At 33.8% G+C, this 22655-nt stretch carries 18 protein-coding genes and 1 pseudogene; 15 read left to right on the forward strand and 4 right to left on the reverse strand.

From position 1 onward, the window contains the following. On the forward strand, positions 1-2951 hold a 2951-nt coding region (locus ACTG3Y_RS10070; protein WP_439152796.1), incomplete at its 5' end, for a TraB/GumN family protein. A gap of 2 nt (positions 2952-2953) precedes the next feature. Here the strand turns inward: ACTG3Y_RS10070 and ACTG3Y_RS10075 are convergent. Beyond that, a complete protein-coding gene (locus tag ACTG3Y_RS10075; protein WP_439152797.1) occupies positions 2954-3853 on the reverse strand; it encodes a helix-turn-helix transcriptional regulator in 900 nt (299 codons plus the stop codon). Positions 3854-4053: 200 nt separating this feature from the next. Between ACTG3Y_RS10075 and hemA the strand changes: the two genes are divergently transcribed. The 12 genes from hemA (at position 4054) to ACTG3Y_RS10135 (ending at position 15478) form a co-directional block, all read left to right on the forward strand. Continuing rightward, the gene (gene hemA, locus ACTG3Y_RS10080) at positions 4054-5304 is read left to right on the forward strand and encodes a glutamyl-tRNA reductase (RefSeq protein WP_439152798.1); all 1251 of its coding nucleotides are present in this window, start codon (positions 4054-4056) and stop codon (positions 5302-5304) included. Then, the gene (hemC, locus tag ACTG3Y_RS10085; RefSeq protein ID WP_439152799.1) at positions 5297-6877 is read left to right on the forward strand and encodes a hydroxymethylbilane synthase; all 1581 of its coding nucleotides are present in this window, start codon (positions 5297-5299) and stop codon (positions 6875-6877) included. Before hemA ends, hemC begins: the two co-directional genes overlap by 8 nt. 4 nt (positions 6878-6881) lie before the next feature. After that, positions 6882-7907, forward strand: coding sequence for a uroporphyrinogen decarboxylase (hemE, locus tag ACTG3Y_RS10090; protein ID WP_439152812.1), 1026 nt, complete (start codon positions 6882-6884; stop codon positions 7905-7907). A gap of 65 nt (positions 7908-7972) precedes the next feature. Beyond that, positions 7973-8740 (forward strand): EI24 domain-containing protein, encoded by a 768-nt coding sequence (locus ACTG3Y_RS10095; RefSeq protein WP_439152800.1) that lies wholly within the window; start codon positions 7973-7975, stop codon positions 8738-8740. Next, a complete protein-coding gene (locus tag ACTG3Y_RS10100; protein ID WP_439152801.1) occupies positions 8740-9276 on the forward strand; it encodes a GNAT family N-acetyltransferase in 537 nt (178 codons plus the stop codon). The genes ACTG3Y_RS10095 and ACTG3Y_RS10100 overlap by 1 nt, the downstream gene beginning before the upstream one ends. A gap of 3 nt (positions 9277-9279) precedes the next feature. Beyond that, complete coding sequence (hemF, locus tag ACTG3Y_RS10105; protein WP_439152802.1) at positions 9280-10182, forward strand: oxygen-dependent coproporphyrinogen oxidase; 903 nt, start codon at positions 9280-9282, stop codon at positions 10180-10182. A 2-nt stretch (positions 10183-10184) separates the two neighbouring features. Further along, a complete protein-coding gene (gene hemB / locus ACTG3Y_RS10110; protein WP_439152803.1) occupies positions 10185-11174 on the forward strand; it encodes a porphobilinogen synthase in 990 nt (329 codons plus the stop codon). Between the two features lie 29 nt (positions 11175-11203). Further along, positions 11204-12328, forward strand: coding sequence for a CNNM domain-containing protein (locus ACTG3Y_RS10115; protein WP_439152804.1), 1125 nt, complete (start codon positions 11204-11206; stop codon positions 12326-12328). Further along, positions 12328-12801: a methylated-DNA--[protein]-cysteine S-methyltransferase gene (locus tag ACTG3Y_RS10120; protein WP_439152805.1), complete on the forward strand. Its 474-nt coding sequence runs from the start codon at positions 12328-12330 to the stop codon at positions 12799-12801. The genes ACTG3Y_RS10115 and ACTG3Y_RS10120 overlap by 1 nt, the downstream gene beginning before the upstream one ends. 37 nt (positions 12802-12838) lie before the next feature. Next, entirely contained in the window at positions 12839-13993 is a 1155-nt protein-coding gene (locus ACTG3Y_RS10125; protein WP_439152806.1) for a serine hydrolase domain-containing protein, read from the forward strand. Positions 13994-14006: 13 nt separating this feature from the next. Then, positions 14007-14696 (forward strand): CPBP family intramembrane glutamic endopeptidase, encoded by a 690-nt coding sequence (locus ACTG3Y_RS10130; protein ID WP_439152807.1) that lies wholly within the window; start codon positions 14007-14009, stop codon positions 14694-14696. 68 nt (positions 14697-14764) lie between these two features. Next, positions 14765-15478, forward strand: a complete 714-nt coding sequence (locus tag ACTG3Y_RS10135; RefSeq protein ID WP_439152808.1) for a 3'-5' exonuclease — start codon at positions 14765-14767, stop codon at positions 15476-15478. Between the two features lie 57 nt (positions 15479-15535). On the opposite strand, the pseudogene ACTG3Y_RS10140 reads toward ACTG3Y_RS10135, so the two are convergent. From ACTG3Y_RS10140 to ACTG3Y_RS10150, 3 genes and pseudogenes are all read right to left on the reverse strand, one after another. Continuing rightward, positions 15536-16057 (reverse strand): annotated as a pseudogene (locus ACTG3Y_RS10140) (T9SS type A sorting domain-containing protein). Beyond that, positions 16035-18713: an immunoglobulin-like domain-containing protein gene (locus tag ACTG3Y_RS10145; RefSeq protein ID WP_439152813.1), complete on the reverse strand. Its 2679-nt coding sequence runs from the start codon at positions 18711-18713 to the stop codon at positions 16035-16037. The pseudogene ACTG3Y_RS10140 and the gene ACTG3Y_RS10145 overlap by 23 nt, the downstream one beginning before the upstream one ends. A 12-nt stretch (positions 18714-18725) precedes the next feature. Next, complete coding sequence (locus ACTG3Y_RS10150; protein ID WP_439152809.1) at positions 18726-19382, reverse strand: hypothetical protein; 657 nt, start codon at positions 19380-19382, stop codon at positions 18726-18728. Between the two features lie 228 nt (positions 19383-19610). Between ACTG3Y_RS10150 and ACTG3Y_RS10155 the strand changes: the two genes are divergently transcribed. Both ACTG3Y_RS10155 and ACTG3Y_RS10160 read left to right on the forward strand, forming a co-directional pair. Next, entirely contained in the window at positions 19611-21302 is a 1692-nt protein-coding gene (locus tag ACTG3Y_RS10155; RefSeq protein ID WP_439152810.1) for an ABC transporter ATP-binding protein, read from the forward strand. Positions 21303-21361: 59 nt separating this feature from the next. Then, on the forward strand, positions 21362-22655 hold a 1294-nt coding region (locus ACTG3Y_RS10160), incomplete at its 3' end, for a glycoside hydrolase family 3 protein (RefSeq protein ID WP_439152811.1).

Genomic DNA, 22655 nt, shown 5'->3' on the forward strand with positions numbered 1-22655 from the left:
TACAAAAGTTGTTTGCCAAAGAAAATCCATACCTTATTCAAGAGAATTTATACAGAGATAGAAATTTAGATCTTTTAGATTCAATAGGCGCAGGTGTGAATACTGAATTCTACAGGGAGAATATGTTATACATAAGAAACGAAAACATGGTCAATTCTCTCGTAAAATTAATGCCTCAAAAATCAGTTTTTGCTGGTGTTGGTGCCGCTCATTTACCTGGAAATAAAGGTATGATTAATATGCTACGTGAGAGCGGTTATAAGGTAGAAGCGCTTACCTCTGATCAAACCGAGTACAGCAAAAAAGAGAAGACTAAACTAGATAGTTTATTTGTTCCTCCACAGGTTAAAATGAACAGTACACCTGATGGGTTTTTAAGCCTAAATACCTACGATACATTACGAGAATTTGCATATGGAGGACAGAATTACTATTTAGATCCAGACATGACCAATGGAGCTTATATCACCATTAATAGAATTAGCAGATTTATTTACTTACCTAACGAAAAAGATAATATCACATTAAAAGATATTGACAATCTGCTCTATGAAGACATTCCTGGCGATATTTTAAAAAAGGAAGAACTAACAGAACCATATCCTGGCATAAGCATTCTAAACAAAACAAAGAAAGGTGAGTTTCAAAAAGACCATATCTATCAAACACCATTAGAAATTATTATTATAAAATATGCCGGTAGAAGTGATTTTGTGCTTACTCATGAAGCTTCGGTTTTTAATTCTATAAAACTAAAAACACCTTCAACCGACATTAAACGTTATACCGCACCAAACAACAAGTTTGAAGTCAATTTTCCAGATTATTACGTTACAAATAACATGGAAAATAGTGGTAAAAAGCTATTACAAGGTTATACGGATGATGCTTATTATTTTTTACAGGAAGCAGCACTTCAAGACGTCTCGTATATTGAAGAAGATAGTTTTGAAGCAAAATATTTTCATCAGGCGATTTATAAAAACTACAAGCTCACAGAAGCACAAGGCAAATTTGCATCTAGCAAATATAAAAGTTACGAATCTTATGCTGTGTTAGACTCTACCACAAATAAGAACTTACATCTTAAAACGATTGTAAAAGATGGTAGTTACTATTTATTAGGATATGTTGGAAAGGAAGATGCGGCAAAGTCAGACTTTTTTAAGTCGTTTAAATTCAATAAAATCTCTTATGAAGGATTTGAAAAAGTTATAGATACCTCTTTACATTTCTCTGTAATAACTAATGGTAAATCACCAATGCCTAATGGGTATAATTATAGTTATAACGATGGATCAGAAGACAAAGACTATCAAGAAAAAACTAAGGAAACCTTATATTCTACCAAAGCAAATGAACAGATTATGGTATCTAGAAAAAAGTACCATGATCTACAGATGTTTCATAACATAGACAGTCTTTGGAAGGATATTGACAATAAAATTAATTTTACTAGTCCTTATTATACTCCAAAGAAAAAGTTTAATGTTTCTAATCGCTCTAAAACTTTCAAAGACAGTATCTATTCTTACAGTTTGACATATACAGATTCGGCAAGTGCTAAGCAGGTTATGGTAAAAAACATACTAAAGAAAGGTGTGCTTTTTGAATTGTATACCTTAATTGATTCTATAAGTGGTCCATCAAAATTTGTAACAGAATTCTATGATACATTTACTCCAATTGATACCTTAATGGGTAAAAGTGTTTTAAAAGACAAAACCAATCAATTTTTTGAAGCATTAAAAGAGAATGATAGTCTTGTTTTAGAGTCTTATAACCTTATTAAGTTTAAGAAACATAATGCCAAGGATATTGTATCTGTTTTAAAAGACTTTGAATTTGAAAAAGAACGATTGGATATTAAATCTCATCTGGTTGGTAAATTAATTGAGATAGATCTAAAAAATAATCTCGGTTTTATAAAGCAATTGTACTTTGATAGTTACTCAGATCCTCAAACGCAAACGGCTATTTTAGAAGGTCTAATTGACTCTAATAAGAAAGACTCATATAGCTTAGCTTTAGATCTAATGGAGCGTGATATTCCTCTGGGAGGAGTAGGTAGTATTTTCTATAATTACTTTGGGAAAGATTCTTTAGAACTTAAAGCAACTTTATTCCCTAAAATTCTGCAGTACAGTGCTATTAACGAATATAAACAGCCATTGTACGACCTTTTGGCTAGAGTGAAAGACAGCGGATTGATTAAACAAAAAAGCTATTCTAAATATAAGAACCAACTTATTAATGATGGTAAAATTGAAGTAAAACGAAATTTAGGAAACAACAATTACGGTTATAATTCGTACTCAGATGATTTGTCAACCTATGTTAATTTAATTTTCCCATATCGCAAAGAGCGTTCTGCACAAGATTTCTTTGAGAAACTGCTCAATGTAGACGATAATGCAGCACTTGTAAAATACTATGTATTATTAACAAAATACAAAGAAGCAATACCGGATAAGTTAAAAGAAAAGATTCTTGAAGATGAAGAAAATCAATACTTACTTTTAGAGGAATTGCATGAAGCTAAACTCTTAAAAAAGTTAAAATCTATAGGTATAAATCAGCAACAATTTGCCAAATCCAAATTGTTGTCAAATGCTAGATATGAAAAAGAAAAAGATTCGGTAAGTTTTCTTTTAAAACGTGATTTTTTAACTGATAAAGGAAAAAATGCGGTTATGTACTTCTTTAAGATTGATAAAGAAAATGAATATTCTGGTAAGTCTGAGGTATTACATTATATCTCATTCATCAAGCCAAAAAACCCAAATGAACTCGTGGTAGATTACTATAACAAATCTGAAAATTACGGTACTGTTGTAGATGAAACAAAAGAACTTGAAGAACAATACGAAGACATCATTAATCTAGCCATATATAAAGACCGTAAACGTGTTACGTCATCTGGTCGTGGTGGTGGGTATTATGATTACTAGACTCAACTCGACGCCTGAATATATTTTTTAGGCGTCGTTCCAAATTTCTTTTTAAATGCTGCTATGAAGTGACTCGCGGTACTGTAACCTACTTTTAATCCAACCTCATTAACATTATAGTCGCCAGATTCTAATAGTTTACGTGCTACTTCCATTTTATAGTCTAGTAGAAAGCCATAAACGGTAGCACCGTATATTTGCTTAAAGCCTTCTTTAAGCTTTTTCAAACTTAATCCAATAGTTTCAGACAATTCTTGTAATGTTGGTGGTTCAGCCATATTTGCGATAATAATATCCTTTGCTTTTTTAAGCTTGCCAACATTAACCTCATCAACTAAAAATGGACATTGTTCTACATTAGCATCTTCACTTCTATTAAAAAATAAACTTAGGAGTTCATAAGACTTTCCTTTAAAATATAATGGTTTTATGGAAGAGTTTAAACTAAAACTTAAAAGCTGATTTAAAACCACAGCCATAGAAGGACTTATTTTTCCATCTGTATAATATTTTTTGTCTTTGTTCTCATCAGTTAAGAAGGTGACATAGTTAGCATCTTTAGAAAACAAACCATGAAACTTTTTTATAGAAATAACTAAAGATACCAACCAGGAATGTGCTTGCATCTCTAAATGAATGGGTAAATCGCGTTGTGGATTATAAAGTAATAATGACGTGTCTGCATTTATTTTTAAGGTGTATGTGCCTTGATTAAATACAAAATCTGCAGCACCTTTAGTACAAAAGTGAAACTGAATAAAACTACTATCAATCTCACGTTCAATAATTTGTACCGAATTCGTCTCGTTTTTGTAAGTCAATACAAAAAAGCCATCTTCAATATAAGTTTCATCAAAAGTACCTCTAGCGATACTTTTTGAAGTTGAATTCTCTAATTTCATTTTCTTCTTATTTAGATTCGTTCCAAATAAAAGGTCAAACAACCCTTGATTTTACTGTAAAAATATGACAAAAATCATATTTTTATTAAAAAGAATCCTAAAAAACCACAAACGACATTTAAAGTTCTTCTAGCGTTATTTTTTTATTATTAACAAAATTACATTTGCATTGTTAATTTCCGAGTCAGGTAAACGAGCGAATGCAACAACACAAAAGCACATATTTTTACGCCATCGGTCTCAGCTACAAAAAAGCTGATGCAGAAGTACGTGGTCATTTTAGTTTAAGCGATACTGCAAAAACGACTATTCTAAACCAAGCCAAACAAAATGGTATTGAAAGTGTTTTGTTGATTTCTACTTGCAATCGAACAGAACTCTATGGTTTTGCTGAGCATCCTTATCAATTAATCCACTTGCTGTGTGAAAACACTAAAGGTACGGTCGAAGAATTTCAAGAAGTAGCTTATATTCATAAAAACAAAGAAGCCATTAAGCATATGTTTAGAGTTGGCTCTGGACTAGATTCTCAAATTCTAGGTGACTTTGAAATCATTAGTCAGCTTAAATTTGGTGCAAGAGCTTCGAAAAAAGTCGGTTTACTTAATTCCTTTACAGAGCGTTTGGTGAATGCTGTCATACAAGCCAGTAAACGTATTAAAAATGAAACCGAATTATCATCTGGAGCAACTTCAGTATCATTTGCGTCGGTGCAATACATTATGAACAATGTAGCGCAAATTTCAGATAAAAACATTTTACTCTTCGGAACAGGGAAAATTGGAAGAAACACCTGTGAAAACTTAGTAAAACATACCAAGAATTCACACATCACATTAATTAACAGAACGAAAACAAAAGCAGAGGAAGTTGCTGGTAAATTTAATCTCATCGTTAAAGATTATGAAAATTTAGAAGAAGAAGTAAACGCTTCTGACATTCTTATCGTTGCTACTGGAGCTCAAAATCCAACAGTCTATAAGTCCTTAATATCCACAGAAAAACCACTTTTAGTTCTAGATTTATCGATTCCTAAAAATGTGAATGAAGATATTAGAGAACACTCAAATATTACATTAGTTCATTTAGACGATTTGGCAAAAATCACAGATGATACTTTAGAAAAGCGTAAAGCTTTTATTCCTGCAGCTGAAGCGATTATTACAGATGTAATGTCAGAATTTAACGCTTGGTTAGATACTTTAAAGTTTGTGCCAACAATTCAGGCTATAAAACACAAACTCACAGATTTCAAAAATTCAGAATTTAGTACACAACGTAAAAAATTATCTGATTTTAATGAAGACCAGGCCGAATTGATTACCAATAATCTCATTCAGAAAATTACCAATCAATTTGCGCATCACCTTAGAGAAGACAGTAATTCGTCTGATGAGAGTATAGAACTCATCAAAAAAATATTTCAGTTAGAAACTTCAGACAATGTCTAAAATCATTCGCATTGGCACACGAGATAGCCAGCTTGCCATGTGGCAAGCAAAAACAGTTCAATCTCAACTTGAACACTTGGGTCATAAAACCGTTCTAGTTCCTGTAAAATCAACAGGAGATTTAGTGCTTGATAAACCTTTATATGAACTAGGCATTACTGGCATTTTTACTAAAACCTTAGATATAGCAATGCTCAATGAAGATATTGACATTGCTGTACATTCACTTAAAGATGTACCTACTGTGTTACCCAAAGGCATTGTTCAAGCAGCAGTTTTAAAGCGAGGAAATATTAATGACACATTAGTTTATAAAAAAAACGAAGAATTTCTATCAACTAGAGATGCTGTTATTGCCACAGGCAGTTTAAGGCGTCGCGCACAATGGTTAAACCGTTACCCAACACACACCATTGTTGGTTTAAGAGGTAATGTTAATTCTAGACTTGAAAAACTTGAAGTTAATGAAGACTGGAATGCCGCTATTTTTGCTGGAGCAGGTTTAGGTCGATTAGGAATAACACCTGAAAATTCTATTAACCTACATTGGATGATTCCTGCGCCTGCACAAGGCGCCATCATGATTACAGCCTTAGAAGCTGACGAAGAAACCAGAGCAATTTGTTCAGAAATCAATGACGAAATTTCTGAAATTTGCACAACAATTGAGCGCGAATTTCTAAATCGCCTCGAAGGCGGTTGTACGGCACCTATAGGAGCTATTTGCTATATTAATAAAGACGAAGAAGTTAACTTTAAAGGTGTTCTTTTGAGTAAAGATGGTACTAAAAAAATAGAATACACTAAAGTTGTGGCTTTAGACCAGAAGGACGAGTTGGCAAAGCTTGCTGCAGACTATATTATTGAAAAAGGTGGAAAAACCTTAATTGATGAATTACAACGTGGTGACAAAGTCACGAATATCTACTCAACTAAAAAACTAACTGACGACCAAAGACTATTATTTCATAATGATGTGGTTGCAGAAAGTAACGATGCTATAAAAATTAGCCTTAATCGCATTCCTAGAACTCTGGTTCGTAATGAAATTGAGAATGTAATTATTACGAGTAAAAACACCGTTGAAGCTTTATTGACTAACTTCTCAGCACCAGAATTACAATTCAAAAACATCTACTGTGTTGGAAGACGTACCAAACGCATGGTAGAAAAACGTATTGGCAAAGTGAAACATACTGAAGCCAACGCCAAAAAGTTAGCTAAATATTTAGTTGATTATATCGATGGCACCGAAGTCACCTATTTCTGTAGTGATTTACGACTAGATGATTTGCCTGATATTTTGACTGAAAATAATATTACGGTGAACGAAGTAGAAGCCTATCAAACAAAGTTTGACTCAGATAAAGTTGATCATAATTTAGATGGTGTTATGTTTTATAGTCCATCTACAGTCGAGAGCTTCTTAAAACAAAATAAAGCTACTGGAATTGCTTTTTGTATAGGAGAAACTACTGCGAAAGTGGCTAAACAGTATTTTGAAGATGTGCGGATTGCTAAAGTACCCACGGTAGAAAGTGTTATAGAATTAGTAAATGAACACTACGTATAACAAAATGATAAAAAACGATTTATACTTAAGAGCATTAAAAGGAGAAACTGTAGAACGTCCACCGGTTTGGATGATGCGACAAGCTGGTCGTTACCTTCCGGAGTTTATGGAGATCAAAGCTAAGTACGATTTTTTTACGCGTTGTCGCACACCAGAATTGGCAAGCGAAATTACCGTACAACCTATTAGACGCTATGGTATGGATGCTGCGATACTATTTTCAGATATCTTGGTAATACCACAGGCTATGAATATTGAGGTAGAAATGAAACCTAATTTTGGTCCATATTTACCAAATCCTGTGCGTACTCAAAAAGATGTAGATAATGTTATTGTTCCAGATGTTCATGTGGAACTTAATTATGTAATGCAGGCTATAAAAGCAACAAAGGAATTATTAAATAACGAGATTCCTTTAATAGGATTTGCAGGTTCTCCATGGACCATTCTTTGTTATTGTGCTCAAGGTCAAGGTAGTAAGAATTTTGATAAGGCTAAGGAATTTTGTTTTACAAATCCGATTGCGGCACATCAATTATTACAAAAAATAACAGACACAACTATAGCATACTTAAAAGCAAAAGTTGCTGCTGGTTGTGATGCCGTTCAAATTTTTGATTCTTGGGGAGGCATGCTATCACCTGTAGATTATCAAGAATTTTCTTGGCAATATATAAATCAAATTATTGAAGCTTTAAAAAACGATGCTCCAGTAATAGCATTTGGAAAAGGGTGTTGGTTTGCACTAGGAGAAATGGCAAAATCAAATGCTGCTGCATTAGGGATTGATTGGACATGTTCTGCCAGAAATGCACGCTATTTAACAGGTGGTAATATTACTCTTCAAGGTAATTTTGATCCTACACGTTTATTCTCTCCTCCATCTGAAATTAAAAAGATGGTTCATCAAATGATTAATGAGTTTGGGAAAGACAAATACATTGTAAATTTAGGTCATGGAATTTTACCAAATATTCCATTAGATAATGCAAAAGCATTTATTGATGCTGTTAAAGAGTATAAAGCATAATTCTTCGGTGTAACTTAAAACACTTTTTAGCGTCTTTTAGGTTGTAACCAAAAGAAAACAATAATATGATAAACAACATATTAAAAGGCATAAAAGCATATACAGGAACATTTGAACTCATTTCCAAACTCAAACTTTGGAAATATTTCGCAGTCCCAATTGCTATTAGTGTTTTCACAGCACTAATTATTGGGTTATCTGCTTATGGTTTATCCGATAATATTGGTCGTTTTATTGCTAATATATGGCCATGGGATTGGGGAAAAGTAACCTTTACCTCTATTTCTACATTTATTGGCGGCATCGTTGTTCTTGCGATTGGTTTAATCTTATATAAGCATATTATCATGGCTTTGTCTGCTCCGTTCATGAGTCCGGTTTCAGAAAAAATTGAAGCGCACTTAACAGGAATAGAAAAACACAAGCATAGAAAAACATCTTTTAAAAATCAATTGTGGAGAGGTATTAGAATAAATATACGGAATTTAGGTAAAGAACTTTTGATTACAATTCCGATTTTACTGTTGAAATTTATTCCAGTAGTTAATATATTCTCAACAGTCTTGCTGTTTTTAATTCAGGCGTATTACGCTGGTTTTGGTAATATGGATTATACATTAGAACGTCACTTTAAATACAGAGAAAGTATTCAATTTGTGAGAAAATATAGAGGTATTGCCATTGGAAACGGCATTGTATTTATACTCTTTTTATTTATTCCTGTTATTGGTGTCATTTTAGTTTTACCAATGAGTGTAACCGCCTCGTCTTTGAATACTGTGAAGCTTTTAAAGGATGACAATATGCTTCATCAAAATAATGTAGTAGTCTAATGATAGCTCAGTTTGATACATTTGAAATCAATCCTATACATGAAGGTGATGCCTGGAAAGTATGTGATTTAATGATAGCAAATGCAGAGAGATTCAAACGTTACTTTCCTAAAACCTTAGAACAGAACTTAAATCCTACACTATCACAGTTGTTTGTTGAGATTAAAGTGAAACAATTTAATAAAAGAGAAGAATTTCTTTTCACACTAAAGCATTCTGAAACCAGGGAACTCGTAGGATTAATTTATATTAAAGAGCTCGATTGGGACAAAAAGCAAGGTGAATTTGCATATTGCATAGGTTACACTTTTGAAGGCAAAGGACTCACTTCTAAAGCTATTTATACTTTAACGCAGTATGCATTTGAAATTTTGGGTTTAGAAACACTTCAAATTATTACACATAAAGATAATTTGAGTAGTGTAAGTATTGCTACCAAAAATAATTTTGAATGGCAAAAAACATTAAAAAATGGTTTTACTCCTCTAGGAGAAAAATCGTTAGATATGGAATTATACGAACTTTATAAAAGCTAAGATTTGAAAGATAAATTTTTCAAATACATACATCAACTGCAAAACACCATCACTTCTAACCTAGAAGCCATTGATGGTAAAGCCGCTTTTCAAGAAGATATTTGGAAACGACCAGAAGGTGGTGGTGGCAGAACACGTGTTATCGAAAACGGAAATGTTTTTGAAAAAGGCGGAGTCAATCTTTCTGGCGTACATGGTAAATTACCAGACAGTATGCAAAAGTATTTCGGTGTAAAAGACGCTGATTTTTTTGCTTGTGGTTTAAGTTTGGTCCTACATCCCAAAAACCCAATGGTACCTACAGTACATGCCAATTGGCGCTATTTTGAAATGTATGACCAAGACGGCAATATTGTAGATCAGTGGTTTGGAGGCGGACAAGATTTAACTCCATATTATTTATTTGATGAGGACGCCAAACATTTTCACCAAGTCTGTAAAACAGCATGTGATAAACATAATCCAGAATTCTACCTTAAATATAAAGCCAGATGCGATGAGTATTTCTATAATTCGCATAGAAATGAAGCGCGTGGATTAGGTGGATTATTCTTTGACTACTGTAAAGCTTCAGAAGAGATGAGCATGCGAAACTGGTATGATTTTGTCACCGAAGTTGGAGATAGTTTCCTTGAAGCTTACAAACCAATTGTAGAAAAACGAAAAGATTTACCATACACTCAAGAGCAACGCGACTGGCAAGAAATTCGTCGAGGTCGTTATGTAGAATTCAATTTAGTACATGATAAAGGCACTTTATTTGGCTTAAAAACTAATGGAAGAATTGAAAGTATTCTCATGAGTTTACCACCACATGTACAATGGGTTTATGACCACCATCCTGAAAAAGGAAGTGAAGAAGAACGATTACTTAAAGTATTAAAAAAACCTAAAAACTGGATATAGTTATGTTTCCAATAAGAAGAAATAGAAGACTAAGAACTAACGAAGCTATAAGAAGTTTGGTGAGAGAAACCATAATATCACCCAACGACTTTTTAGTTCCTTTATTCATAGTTGAAGGCAAAGGCATTAAAGAAGAAATTGCATCAATGCCCAATTACTATCGTTTCAGTCTAGATCTATTAAAAGACGAAATAAAAACATTGTGGAGCTTAGGTTTAAAATCGGTTTTATTATTCGTGAAAGTTGATGATGCCTTAAAGGATAATAAAGGAACAGAAGCTTTGAACCCAAATGGATTAATGCAACGTGCCATTAAAACTGTTAAGGATGTTTGTCCTGATATGTTAGTCATGACAGATGTAGCTTTAGATCCTTTTTCGTCTTATGGGCACGATGGTATTGTAGAAAGTGGCAAAATTATTAATGACGCTACAGTTGAAGTATTAGCCGAAATGAGCATATCTCACGCAGAAGCAGGAGCCAACTTTGTAGCTCCAAGTGATATGATGGATGGTCGTATTTTAGGTATTCGTGAAGCTTTGGATCAATCTAACCTCATTGACGTTGGAATTATGAGTTACTCGGCTAAATATGCCTCTGCTTTTTATGGACCCTTCAGAGATGCCTTAGATTCCGCTCCTGTAGATATGGTTGATGTACCTAAAAACAAAAAAACCTATCAAATGGATTTCGCCAATAGAGCTGAAGCCATAAAAGAAACTGAAATGGATATTAATGAGGGTGCCGATATTGTAATGGTAAAACCAGGCTTGTGCTATTTAGATATTGTGCGCGATATTAGAAATAATTTTGATATTCCGGTTGCTGTTTATCAGGTTTCTGGTGAATATGCTATGCTAAAAGCCGCGGCTGAAAAAGGATGGTTAGATCATGATTCGGTAATGCTAGAACAAGTCACTTCAATAAAGCGTGCAGGTGCAAATATTATTGCTTCCTATTTTGCTAAGGATGTTGTTAAATTGATTTCGTAACTTCGCACTAACTAAACTTTTATGCATTAATGGGCTTACTCATTTTTTACGCTGTTATATCAATTTTCTTTTCATTTTTATGCTCTATTCTTGAGGCAGTTTTACTCAGTATTACACCAACGTTTATCAATGTAAAAAAGAAAGAAGGCAAAGCTTACGCTACTGAACTAGAGGAACTTAAAAAAGATGTAGACAGGCCTCTCATTGCAATTCTAACACTTAATACAATTGCACACACTGTTGGTGCAATATTAGTTGGTGTACAGGCCAAAGTGGCTTATGCAGAACTATATGGAACAGCTAAAAGATCTTTTTTTGGTATAGAGTTTACAGAAGATTTAATGGTAGGTGTGGTATCTACAGTTATGACAATTTTAATTCTGGTAGCATCTGAAATTATTCCAAAAACGATTGGCGCAACCTTCTGGAAACAATTGGCGAATTTCACATCAAAGGCACTAAAGGTCTTAATTTTTCCACTAAAATGGACAGGTATTTTATGGTTACTTCAACTCACTACAAAATTAATTGGTGGTAAAGGCCATGGAAGTATTTTAAGTAGAGAAGGCTTTGTCGCCATGACAGAGATAGCACACGAAGAAGGTGTCTTTGAAGAAAATGAAAGTAAAGTCATTAAAAATTTACTCAACTTTAAAGAAGTACAAGCAAAAGATGTAATGACTCCACGTACCGTAATGAAAACTGAGAACGAAAGCATGACGGTTGAAGCATTTTTTAAAGCTAATTCTAATATTCGTTTTTCTCGAATTCCTGTTTATACAGATGATGCAGATAATATAACCGGCTTAGTTTTAAAAGCTGAAGTATTTAAGGAAATGGCTCTTGGCAATGGGTCTAAAACTATCTCTGAAATTAAAAGAAATATCATTATTGTAAATAGAAATTTACCCATTCCAACATTATTCGAACAATTAGTTGAGAGCAGAAATCATTTGGCTTTAGTTGTGGATGAGTATGGCTCAGTAAGTGGTTTGGTAACTATGGAAGATGTTATTGAAACATTGCTTGGTCTAGAAATTATGGACGAAAGTGATAACGTTTCTGATTTACAACTTCTCGCTAGAAAAAGTTGGGAAAGCAGAGCGAAACGCTTGGGTATCATTGAAAATGAAAATTCAGAAAACAAAGACTAATGCCATTCTGTTTTATTGAAACTCCTCTTGGACATGCCAAAATAGTTGGAGATGATAATGGTATTTCATCGGTTTCAATATTAGATACTAAAGAAGAATTATCAGAAGTTATTCCTGAATCACTTTTAGATTGCGTTACACAACTCAAAGCTTATTTTAAAAACGAACGTAACACTCTCGGTTTAAAATTAAATCCAGAAGGTACTGTGTTTCAGAAAAAAGTTTGGAAACAATTACAAACTATATCATACGGTAAAACAGTTTCATATTTAGAACTATCTAAACAACTAGGTGACATAAAAGCTATCAGAGCAGTAGCAATTGCCAATGGTAAAAATCCGCTTTGGATTATTGTGCCCTGCCACAGAATTATTGGTAGTGATGGCAGTTTAACTGGTTATGCTGGCGGACTACAGCGAAAAAAATGGCTTCTCAATCACGAAAGTGAATACAAACAACAATCGCTATTTTAAATTCACTTTTACTATATTTAAATTTTAAATCATTTTTATGAAATTCCTTAAAAAACTTCTCAAATTTTTAGTCATCTTTTTTGGATTAATAATCGCCATTTTATACATCACAGACACAGATTATCTTCTCAAAGCTGTAAGAACAATTTATATGAAAGGTCATACCACTGCTTTTCTAGAAGATTATAAGGAATTTGATAACCGTGTGGTTGAAGCCAGTAACAATCCGCAACCTTGGCCAAATCATGCAAACTACAATACGGTTCAAGAAACAGAAAGACTCAAAAAACTCAACGAGTCCTCAGGAACCATTGCTTACGTGATTATTAAAAATGACAGCATTTGGTTCGAAAATTATTATGATGGTTTTGGTGAGGATTCGAAATCCAATAGTTTTTCAATGGCAAAAAGTTATGTGTCTGGTTTGATGCAAATGGCGATTCAACAAGGCTATATTAAAAACTTAAATCAACCCGTTTGTGACTTCCTTCCAGCATTCTGCGAAGGCAAAGCCTCAAAAATGACGGTTAGAGATTTAAGCAGTATGAGCTCTGGCACCAATTGGGATGAAGCCTATTACTCACCACTATCCATTACCACACGTGCGTATTTTGACGATGATTTAGCTAAGGTAATGAACAGCTTAAAAGTTGTAGACGAACCTGGACAAAGCTTTAAATATGCCAGTGGCGACACCCAAATGTTAGCTATGGTTATTGAAAAAGCTACAGGTAAAAAACTATATGATTACTTAGAGGAAAGCTTCTGGAAACCTCTAGGCTCTGAGAATTCAACACTGTGGCAGGTCGATAGTGAAGATCATGACTTAGTAAAAGCTTATTGCTGCATTGCAAGTAACGCAAAAGATTTTGCACGTTATGGTAAGTTGTTTAAAGATCACGGCAAGTGGAACAACAAACAAATTTTAGATTCAACTTTTGTCGCTAAATCTGTAAAACCACGTTTTGATGATGGTCAGATTTACGGTTATGGGTGGTGGTTAGCTAACTACGCCGATAAAGAGATTTTTTATATGCGTGGCCATTTAGGACAGTTGGTCATCGTCATTCCGGAGGACGAACTCATTGTGGTTCGACTTGGTCATAGTATCACAAAATCAGGTGGCGATTCACACTCACCAGATTTCTATACCTTCATTAATGAGGCTTATGAGATGCTAGAAAAGTTTTAAACTGGAGTAATTTATGATTGGTGTTTTAATAATACTTGCCTTATCGTGGTTATTACTCTATTTTATTGAAAAAGAATCTCTTTTAGTTCTCGGGTTTCTCCCCATTTTTAAGCGTTTAAAGCAATTTTTTATTGGTTTTGGTATTACGGCTCTACTATGTATTATCGTTCAATATTTTGAAAGTGTACTTAAAGAATCGAATTTTATACTTAATAACAAATTTTCAATCCTGCTTCTCATAGAACCCTTCTGGTGGGACTTCAGATCGGTTTTAACAGAAGAACTCGTTTTCAGAGGGGCATTACTATATATTCTTATCAAAAAGTTAAACCCGAAATTTGCAATCCTATTCTCTGCAATAGCTTTTGGAGTGTATCATTGGTTCTCTTTTGGAGTTTTTGGCAATCCAATGGCAATGCTAGTGGTGTTTTTAGGCACGGGAATAATGGGTTATGCTTGGGCATTAGCTTTTTATAGAACCAAATCCTTAATGCTTTCTTTTGGATTTCACCTAGGCTGGAATTTCACTTATAACACTATTTTTTCAAACGGTCCGTTAGGAGATTTGGTTTACACCTCACAAGGAGAAGTTGAATTGTCTGGTTGGACAGCATTCTTAAATTTTTCTATGGGGATGATTATAGTTCCTATAATTGTTTTGATTTACGTACGCTATTTAACAAAAACCACCAAGGTGATTTAAAACCGTATTCAATTGTATATGAAATTATTATATTTGATTTAAACTAATTCGGAATTACTAAAATTAGTATGATTAAAAAACTCAACCTAGAAAACATTCTATTCCTAGATATAGAAACCGTTCCTGAAACAGAAAAATTTTCGGATTTAGATAAAACGAAACAAGAGCTTTGGAGTACTAAATCTAGGTATCAACGAAAAGAAGAATTCTCAGCAGAAGAATTTTACGATCGCGCTGGTATTTGGGCAGAATTTGGTAAAATAATCTGTATTTCTGTTGGTTATTTTAAAATGGAAGGTGATATCAGAAATTTTAGAGTTACTTCCTTTTATGGTGAAGAAATTAAAATTCTAAAAGAATTTAAAAATCTCGTTATCTCTCATTTTAGTCAAAATAAGCATTTATTGTGCGCTCATAATGGTAAAGAATTCGACTTTCCTTATATCGCAAGACGTATGATAATCCATAATATTGAATTACCTTATAAACTCAACCTTTTTGGTAAAAAACCTTGGGAGGTTCCGCATTTAGATACATTAGAGTTATGGAAATTTGGAGATTATAAAACTTATACCTCTTTAAAACTATTAACTAATGTCTTAGGTATTCCATCACCTAAAGATGATATTGATGGCAGCGAAGTCTATAGTGTCTATTATGAAGACAACAATATTGACCGTATTATTACGTACTGCGAAAAAGATACTATTGCTGTTGCGCAGATTTTTTTGCGACTTAGAGGAGATGAACTACTTCATAAAAATGAGATAAAGCATCTATAAAAAAACCCAGAAGATATCTTCCGGGTTTTTTATTTTTTGGTTGTTTAATTAATGGTGTTATTTCTTTATAAAACGTTTCATTATCGTATTAGTATTAGTAGTGAATCTAACTTGATACACACCTGACTAAAGGTCGCTAACATCAATACTATCATTTTTCAATTTTCCTTTAAACACCATCTGACCTATTATATTATAAACCTCAAAACTAACATTTGTGAATTGAGTTTTTACATTAAGTAATTGTCCTTCTACAGGATTTGGATAAAGTTTAATATCATTACCGTGAGTAGATGCTACATCTACTTCGTCCTTAGCTGAGCTGGTTGTAGTTAAATTAATATTGTCTATTGCAATATCTGCCTGCCATGTACCACCAGTTAATTTATTAAAACGAAGTTGAACACTTCCTCCTACATATGCCAATAAACTAACATTTTGAGATTGCCATGAATTACCAAGGTTACCTGAACTACTCCACAAACTCACCCAACTTGCTCCATCATCATTACTCGCTTCCAAATTAAGAGTTCCCATATTGTTTGAACCATATTGATTAATTAAAATTGAAATTTGCATCTGTCGCAGAAGACAAATCAAAACAAGGTGAATTAATTATAGCTCTCTTATTTGGGTAGCCTGTATTATTTCCTGAAGCTTCAACATAAATGTAGAATGATCCTTGAATAGCACTAGATGGACCAGTCCCATTTGATGGTGTACCGTTGGCATCAACTGTCCAATTAATATCATCTGCTGTAGATTGTGACCATCCACCAAGAGTATTCTCAAATCCTTCCGAATAAGGGAAGGTTGAAATTCCTCCAGAGCACCCGGTTGTAGGATCGGACACATTTACCGTTCTAACTACTTCTGTGGCTGCATTGCCAGCAGCATCACTGACATTATAAGTTACGGAGTAATTACCAGCGACACTCGTATTTACAGTATTTACAACAACGATACTACTTGTTAAATTAACATCAATATTATCAGTAGCTGTTGCTCCTTGGTCTGTATAAGTATCTCCAGTGATTAAATTAAGTCTCGATGGTCCAATTAATGAAATTACAGGAGGTGTAGTGTCTTCAAGAACGGTTATCGTTCGCGTAACTGTTGCTGCTGTATTACCTGCCGCGTCACTCACGTTATAATTCACAAAATATGTTCCTGCAGAAGCTGTGTTGACTGTTCCAGTTATTACTATGTTCGAAGATATATCTCCGTCAAAATTATCAAAAGCCGTTGCTCCTTGTTCAACATAACTATCACCAATATTAAGGTTTATAGATGAAGCTCCTATTAAAGTAATAATTGGTATTGTTGAATCTTGATTTACATTAACCGTTCGTATAACCTCAGTTGCTGCATTACCAGCATTATCACTTACATTGTATGTGATTTCATATGAACCAACAATACTTGTATTAACTGTATCTCCACCAACCACTATACTGGAAGTAAGATTACCATCAATATCATCAGTAGCCGTTGCTCCCTGATCTGAATATGAATCCCCTTGTTCTAAGTTAATGGTTGAAGCACCAATTAAAGTAATTACTGGAGCCGTAGTATCTGCTGTTACAGTCACAGTTCTTGTAACTTCAGTTGCTGCATTTCCTGTGGCATCACTAACATTATAAGTGACTACATAAACACCAGGTATAGAAGTATTTACCGTATCGCCACCAACTACAATACTAGACGTTAAATTTCCATCAACATTATCTGTAGCTGTTGCTCCTAATTCTGTATATGTATCACCAACTAACAGATCTAAAGTAGATAATCCATTTAATGTAATTACAGGAGCTTCAGTGTCTGGTCCATTACCTTCAATAATGATTGTGTAGTCTTCAACCTCACCATAAGTGAAATTATCGCAAGGTCCTGGCACTTGTTTATAACGCATTGTCACTCTCATTCGTGTAGAATTTTCAACAGCACTTGCTGGTATTGTAAAACTTCCGCTCACCGAAGTTGCTTGCATATTTCCCTGAGTATAAACCTGTTCTCCTGCATCTGTAAAATCACCATCTCTGTTATAATCTATCCATACACCGTAAGCCTCATTATATATAGTTCCTGTCCACGTTGGTGTAATGGTAATTGTATATCGGGTGTCTTTTATTAGTGTAGTAGATATACCTGTAAAATCAGAATAGAATTGTGCACCAGAGCTATTGTCTATTGTGTTTAATTGTACACGACTAATAAATTCATCATTTACATTGGTACTCGCAGAATTACAATAGTTTAATTGCACATCTGTTGTTGTAAATGTTACAGAACTACTGTATGCAGAATTTGTACCACCAGAGCATTTACTTCTAACTTGCGCTTCATATTTCGTTACTGCAGTTAAGCCTGTGAGATTTGAAGAAATTCCTGTAACTGCGTTTGTAATCCAAGTCGAAGTTCCTGCTTTTATAGTTTGCAATCTTGGAAAATAGCGGTCTGGATTAGTATTTGGTTCATAAGATCTAAATGCAACACCAGAGGTTGCTGTTGTGCTAGGTAAGGTTGTTGAGGCATTATTTTCATCTATTTGCTCCCAAACATAGCTTAGTACATCACCAGCATCAGCATCAGTTGCAGAGCCTTCTAAAATAAATGGTGTTCCTCTTGGTATGGTATAATTAGGTCCTGCATTTACAACCGGAACCGAATTACCTGTATTTGTATTGGTTTGACAACTTGTAGTTTTAATGTAATCTGTAACTTGCTCTATTGATACGGCATGGAAATTAGGAGTTACATTAGGTTCAACATCTGTTGACCCTGTAATACCAGCATAGCTCATAATAGTAGTTCCACTTCCTGGTTCTACCTGAACGTTGGTTCCTTCATTTCCTCCAAACGTCCACGTATGGTTGGCTCCAAACTGATGACCTAACACATGAGCCACATAATCTACATCAAAAAAATCACCAACAGGATTTGTTGCTGAAGTCCATCCACTTCCTTTTTGATTATTAACACAAACACAACCAATACAACCAGCGTTTCCATTATTTTGGAGGTTTGCAAATAAATGTCCGACATCATAATTTGCTTCGCCTATAACTGATGTTAATGTATTTTGTAGTTGTGAATTATAACCACTTGTAGTATTACCGTATGGATCTGAAGATGTATTAGTATAAATAACATCGTCTGTATTAGCAATTAATATCATTGTAACATTAAAATCAACTTCAAAGATGCCATTTACTCTAGTCATTGTCGTATTAATAGCCGCTAATGCCTAAGCTTTTGTTCCGCCGTGATACTGCGTATATTCTCCAGTTGCAGAAACTGCTAAACGATATGTTCTAAGAATTGAATCATCTGCATTTCTCAACGTAGACGTTGAATTTATAGTTTGATTGATTTGTTCTGATACAGTACATTCAAAATCGTTGTTGTTGTTAATTCTATTACTTCGATTAAACACCACATAACTATTTGAATTTTGTGCTGCTGGTTCAATAAATGTATTCATACCATTAGGTGACAATATCATACCGCTAAATCCTTCAGGTGATAAACTAAATCGTAATACTGAAGAAGCGTCATCTACACCCTGGCCAACATACGACCTGATTTCAGGAAAACGTGCTTGCAACTCTGAATGCATTACAGAAGCTTCTTTTATAGCGAAGCGTTGTAGTTTACCTTCAGAGTTCGGAAAGCTTAAAATAGTATTAGACGTCATCGAAAAGTCATTCCGTTGCACAACACCGTTTAATGCTTGCCTTAGAACGTCATGATTCAAACTAAATGTTTGATATGATTTTAATGGTTGGTGATTTTCTTTTAAAACCGTATTGGTAATTGAATTCTGATTTTGCCAAACTTTACTTTGAGACCACGCAAAAGATGCAGTCATTGCTACAATGAGCAATAATAATTTTCCTTTCATAATGTTGAGGGTTATAAATTTATTAATAGCTTTTCCTTGTTTGAATTAACTATTCTTTAACAGTAAAGAAATCTTATTAACGTAAAATTTAAAAAAGCATAAAAATATGTGGAAAAACCGTAATTGAAAATAAGATTTTACGTGCATTATTAGAAAATTGAGTTTTTTACGTTACTCCTTTTATTGTAGTGTTATTATTTTTTGAATATAAAATAACTACTTTTACTTATGCCTAAAACCAACTTAATAGAAGTAAAAAATTTAAATATTGCCTTTTTTAAGGATGGCTCTGAAAGCGCAATAATTAAATCTATTTCCTTTTCCATTATGCCTAATGAAATAGTTGCTGTTGTTGGTGAGTCTGGCTCTGGTAAGTCCATATCTTCTTTGGCATTAATGGGATTATTACCTAAGAATATTTCAAAAATTACATCTGGAGAAATCTTATTTGATAATAAGAATTTGGTTGAATATTCAAGCAAAGACTATGAATCAATTAGAGGTAAAGATATTGCGATGATATTTCAAGAACCTATGAGTTCTTTAAATCCATCAATGAGATGTGGGAAGCAAGTTATAGAAATACTAAAACAACATTCTCAATTATCTGATAATAACATAAAAGATGAAGTTTTAAGCTTATTTGAAAAAGTTAAACTACCCAATCCTGCTCGAATTTTTAAATCTTATCCTCATGAAATTTCCGGTGGACAAAAACAGCGCGTAATGATTGCAATGGCAATTGCATGTCAACCTAAATTACTTATTGCGGATGAGCCAACTACAGCTTTAGATGTAACTGTACAAAAGGAAATTTTAGAATTGCTAAGAGATATTCAGAAAGAAACTCAAATGAGTATTCTGTTTATATCGCATGATTTATCTTTAGTCTCCGAGATTGCAGACAAGGTATTAGTGATGTATAAGGGTGAAATAGTAGAACAGGAAATTACGACCACTGTGTTTCTGCGTCCAAAACATAATTATACGAAAGCTTTAATTGGTGCAAGACCTTCAACGAAATACAGATTAAAAGCACTGCCTACTATTTCAGATTTTATGTCAGATACTATAGATAAAAAAGTCATTTCTAATGAAGATCGTAAAACACAGCATGAACTTTTATACAATCGAGACCCATTATTAGAAGTTATAGACGTAGAAAAGGAATACATTTCTAAATCATCATGGTTTGGGAAAGATCGAAGTTTTAAAGCTGTTAATGGCGTCAACTTTAAGGTATATCCTGGTGAAACTTTAGGTCTCGTTGGTGAATCTGGTTGTGGTAAATCTACACTTGGAAATGCCATTCTTCAATTAGACAAAGCAACTTCAGGTGATATTAAATATAAAGGAAAGAGTATTATGGATCTTTCAAAACAAGAATTGCGAAAATTAAGAAAAGATATACAAATCATTTTTCAAGATCCCTTTGCATCGCTTAATCCCAGAATGACTATTGGTAATGCTATTTTAGAACCCATGACTGTTCATCATATTGGTAAGACCGTTAAAGAAAGAAAGGCAAAAGTATTAGACATTCTCGAAAAAGTTGGTTTAGAAGCATCTGCTTTTAATCGTTATCCTCACGAATTTTCTGGTGGCCAAAGGCAACGTGTAGGCATTGCCAGAACTATAGCGCTAGAACCTCAACTAATTGTTTGCGATGAATCCGTTTCGGCACTCGATATTTCTGTACAGGCTCAAGTTCTAAATCTATTAAATGATTTGAAAACGCAATTTGGCTTTACATATATATTTATCTCGCACGACTTAGCCGTTGTAAAATATATGGCAGATCAATTATTGGTAATGAATAAAGGGAAAATTGAAGAAATTGGAGATGCAGATAGTATTTATAATTCCCCTAAAAAAGAGTACACCAGAAAATTAATTAATGCCATACCCAAAGGGTTGTAATTAATGATATTGATCAACTGATAAAATTGTATTTTTATATTTTAACCAACAAACCTTCTATGACTTATAAATGTTTTAAGTCCGTACCTCTTTTGGTACTTTCGTTAATAGCTTTTTCTTGCTCAAATAGTACTAAAAGCTATTCTTCTATAAAAGAAATTAGTGCTATTGACCACAAGGTAGATTCACTATTGGCAATAATGACTATTGAAGAAAAAGTAGGTCAAATGAACCTTTATGGTGGTTTTTGGGAGGTAACAGGGCCAACACCAGAAGAGGGAAATCAAAAGATTAAATATGAACATCTTAGGAAAGGACTTGTTGGTGGTATGCTGAATGTACGAGGTGTAAAAAATGTGAAAAAAGTACAACAAATAGTTGTTGAAGAGTCCAGGCTTGGAATACCACTTATTATTGGTTTTGATGTTATTCATGGTTATAAAACCTTAAGTCCTATTCCGTTAGCTGAAGCTGCAAGTTGGGATTTAGAAGCTATAGAAAAATCTGCTAGAATTGCTGCAACTGAAGCTTCTTCTGCTGGGATTAATTGGACATTTGCACCAATGGTAGATATATCTAGAGATCCACGATGGGGACGCGTAATGGAAGGTGCTGGAGAAGATCCTTTTTTAGGTAGCCAAATAGCTAGAGCTAGAGTTAAAGGGTTTCAAGGAGATAATTTAAGTGACGCTAATACAATTGCTGCGTGCGCAAAACATTTTGCTGCATATGGATTTGCTGAGGCAGGTAAAGAGTATAACGCAGTAGATATAGGAACATCTACTTTACATAATATTGTTCTTCCTCCTTTTAAAGCTGCTGCAGAAAGTGGTGTGAAAACATTTATGAATTCTTTTAATAGTTTAAATAATGAACCTGTTACAGCTAGTAGTTATTTACAACGTAATATTCTAAAAAATAAATGGAATTTCGATGGATTCGTTGTTTCTGATTGGGCCTCCATAAACGAACTTATATTTTGGGGAAGAGCTAAAAATAAAAAAGAGGCTGCTAAAATTGCCGCAGAGGCAGGTTCAGACATGGATATGGAAGGATATGCCTATGTCAATGAATTAGCACAATTAGTGAGAGAAGGAATTGTAAATGAAGACATTATAAATGATGCTGCAGGTAGAATATTAAAAGTGAAATTTCAATTAGGCTTATTTGATGATCCTTATAAATATTGCAACGAAAAAAATGAAGAAGAAACAATAGGTATTAAAGCGCATCATGAAGCGGTTTTAGACATGGCAAAAAAATCTATTGTGTTATTAAAAAATGAAACCAATCTCTTACCACTAAAAAAAGAAGGGCAAAAAATAGCGCTTATTGGTCCGTTAGCAGATGAAA

The sequence above is a fragment of the Winogradskyella sp. genome (assembly GCF_965656915.1).
In the GTDB taxonomy this organism is placed as follows: domain Bacteria; phylum Bacteroidota; class Bacteroidia; order Flavobacteriales; family Flavobacteriaceae; genus Winogradskyella.

Bases quoted from the DNA above. Each gene is read 5' to 3' on its own strand.
- ACTG3Y_RS10075 (WP_439152797.1), bottom strand. From the start codon at position 3,853: ATGAAATTAGAGAATTCAACTTCAAAAAGTATCGCTAGAGGTACTTTT.
- hemA (WP_439152798.1), top strand. From the start codon at position 4,054: ATGCAACAACACAAAAGCACATATTTTTACGCCATCGGTCTCAGCTAC.
- hemC (WP_439152799.1), top strand. From the start codon at position 5,297: ATGTCTAAAATCATTCGCATTGGCACACGAGATAGCCAGCTTGCCATG.
- hemE (WP_439152812.1), top strand. From the start codon at position 6,882: ATGATAAAAAACGATTTATACTTAAGAGCATTAAAAGGAGAAACTGTA.
- ACTG3Y_RS10095 (WP_439152800.1), top strand. From the start codon at position 7,973: ATGATAAACAACATATTAAAAGGCATAAAAGCATATACAGGAACATTT.
- ACTG3Y_RS10100 (WP_439152801.1), top strand. From the start codon at position 8,740: ATGATAGCTCAGTTTGATACATTTGAAATCAATCCTATACATGAAGGT.
- hemB (WP_439152803.1), top strand. From the start codon at position 10,185: ATGTTTCCAATAAGAAGAAATAGAAGACTAAGAACTAACGAAGCTATA.
- ACTG3Y_RS10115 (WP_439152804.1), top strand. From the start codon at position 11,204: ATGGGCTTACTCATTTTTTACGCTGTTATATCAATTTTCTTTTCATTT.
- ACTG3Y_RS10120 (WP_439152805.1), top strand. From the start codon at position 12,328: ATGCCATTCTGTTTTATTGAAACTCCTCTTGGACATGCCAAAATAGTT.
- ACTG3Y_RS10125 (WP_439152806.1), top strand. From the start codon at position 12,839: ATGAAATTCCTTAAAAAACTTCTCAAATTTTTAGTCATCTTTTTTGGA.
- ACTG3Y_RS10130 (WP_439152807.1), top strand. From the start codon at position 14,007: ATGATTGGTGTTTTAATAATACTTGCCTTATCGTGGTTATTACTCTAT.
- ACTG3Y_RS10135 (WP_439152808.1), top strand. From the start codon at position 14,765: ATGATTAAAAAACTCAACCTAGAAAACATTCTATTCCTAGATATAGAA.
- ACTG3Y_RS10150 (WP_439152809.1), bottom strand. From the start codon at position 19,382: ATGAAAGGAAAATTATTATTGCTCATTGTAGCAATGACTGCATCTTTT.
- ACTG3Y_RS10155 (WP_439152810.1), top strand. From the start codon at position 19,611: ATGCCTAAAACCAACTTAATAGAAGTAAAAAATTTAAATATTGCCTTT.